The organism is Novosphingobium sp. B-7, from assembly GCF_000410615.1.
In the GTDB taxonomy this organism is placed as follows: Bacteria; Pseudomonadota; Alphaproteobacteria; order Sphingomonadales; family Sphingomonadaceae; genus Novosphingobium; species Novosphingobium capsulatum.
Map to the genome: position 1 here is coordinate 1 of NZ_APCQ01000455.1, position 1,607 is coordinate 1,607.

General features: G+C 67.1%; 1 protein-coding gene, 1 tRNA gene and 2 pseudogenes. 2 read left to right on the forward strand and 2 right to left on the reverse strand.

All coding sequences use genetic code 11. The features are described from left to right. Positions 1–200: pseudogene (locus H926_RS33035) on the forward strand (hypothetical protein); the annotation flags it as partial. 82 nt (positions 201–282) lie between these two features. Here the strand turns inward: H926_RS33035 and H926_RS0105535 are convergent. Next, a tRNA-Trp gene (locus H926_RS0105535) sits at positions 283–358 on the reverse strand. A gap of 69 nt (positions 359–427) precedes the next feature. On the opposite strand from H926_RS0105535, the gene aat reads away from it, so the two are divergent. Beyond that, positions 428–1,234: a leucyl/phenylalanyl-tRNA--protein transferase gene (aat, locus tag H926_RS31525; protein WP_171794976.1), complete on the forward strand. Its 807-nt coding sequence runs from the start codon at positions 428–430 to the stop codon at positions 1,232–1,234. Between the two features lie 35 nt (positions 1,235–1,269). Here aat and H926_RS30710 read toward each other — a convergent pair. Next, positions 1,270–1,563: pseudogene (locus H926_RS30710) on the reverse strand (DUF2155 domain-containing protein); the annotation flags it as partial. Positions 1,564–1,607 lie beyond the last annotated feature (44 nt).

Genomic DNA, 1,607 nt, shown 5'->3' on the forward strand with positions numbered 1-1,607 from the left:
AGGGCGGCGCAACCGGCACAGCGCAAAGCGCGCTGGGCAGCACGCTGCGCAGCCCGGTCGATCCGATGGGCCGGGCTATGACCGGCGCCACCGGCGGATCGACCCTGGGCGGTAGCGTAACCGGCAGCGCGGGAAGCCGGGCCGGCCACGCGGGCACCACCACGGGTGGCGCTGCCAGCGGAACCACGGGCGGGCTGTGAAACGGCGGTGAACCAATGAAAAAGGCCGCATCCCAAACGGGTTGCGGCCTCTATTCAACACATGGCCATCACGCGGTGGTGATGGCAGGAGCGGGGGGACTCGAACCCACGGCCCTCGGTTTTGGAGACCGATGCTCTACCAACTGAGCTACGCTCCTGTGCTCGTGACGGCCCCTTAATGGGTTGACGCGGGCAGCGCAACCGGCGGATGAAGATTTTCAACGATCATGTTGCAACCTGTGAATTCCATCATTCCGCCCGATCTGCTGCTCAGGGCCTATCGCGCCGGGATCTTTCCCATGGCCGATAGCCGCGACGATCCCGATGTCTATTGGGTGGAGCCGCGCCTGCGCGCGATCCTGCCGCTCGATGGATTTCATTGCTCGCACTCGCTGGCGCGCACGCTGCGCCGGGGGCGCTTTACCGTCACCTGCAACGCCGCGTTCGATGCCGTGATCGATTCGTGCGCGGCCCCGCGCGATGGCGCGCAGGACAGCTGGATTTCGCAGCGTATCCGCGAAAGCTATCGCACGCTCCACACCCTGGGCCATGCCCATTCGATCGAAACCTGGGCAACCGGGCCAGATGGCCGGCGCACTTTGGTGGGCGGGCTTTATGGCGTGGGCTTTGCCCGCGTATTCTGCGGCGAAAGCATGTTCAGCCGGCAAAGCGATGCGTCGAAAGTGGCGCTGGCCTGGCTGGTCGCGGCGCTGCGCCATGCCGGCGTGGTCTTGCTCGATTGCCAGTTTTCCACCCCGCACCTGGCCTCGCTGGGGGCGGTGGAAATCCCGCAGGCCGATTATCTTGCCCGGCTGGACGACGCGGGGCGTTACTGCGTGGGCGAATCGGCAGGCGTGCCGCCGTCTTCCATCACCGGGGCATCATCGGCCGGGGCGTTGTCATCGGGCTCTTCCGCAGGGGCGGCGGCGGGCTTGCCGGCAGGCTTTGCCGCGCTCTTGGCCGCAGCGGCCGAGGCTGGGCTGTCTTCCTCGCCGGGGAACTTCATCGCGCAGTTCTTGACCCAGACATCATAGACCGGGTGCTCGACCACGTTGAGCGACGGCGAATTCTTGAACAGCCAGCCGGAAAAGACCTTGTGCCAGGTCAGCTTCTGCTCGGTGGTGGCGCGTTCCTCCACAAACAGCTGGACGAATGCGCCGGTTTCGGCCGGGTCTTCCCACGGCGCGGTGCGCTCGCATGTGCCCAGGCGCACGATGGCATTGCCGATGCGCCGCGCCTCGCCCGAACGCAGCACGATGTCCTGCGTGATGTTGTTGCGCTTGTTGAGGAAGCCCAGCGTGGCGACGCGGTCCTTGACCGGGGTGCCGTAATCGCTTTCGGCCGCGCCGCTGGCCGCCGGCATCGGCGCGGCGGCTGTCGCCTCGCCCGGGGGGGCGGTTTCGGCCG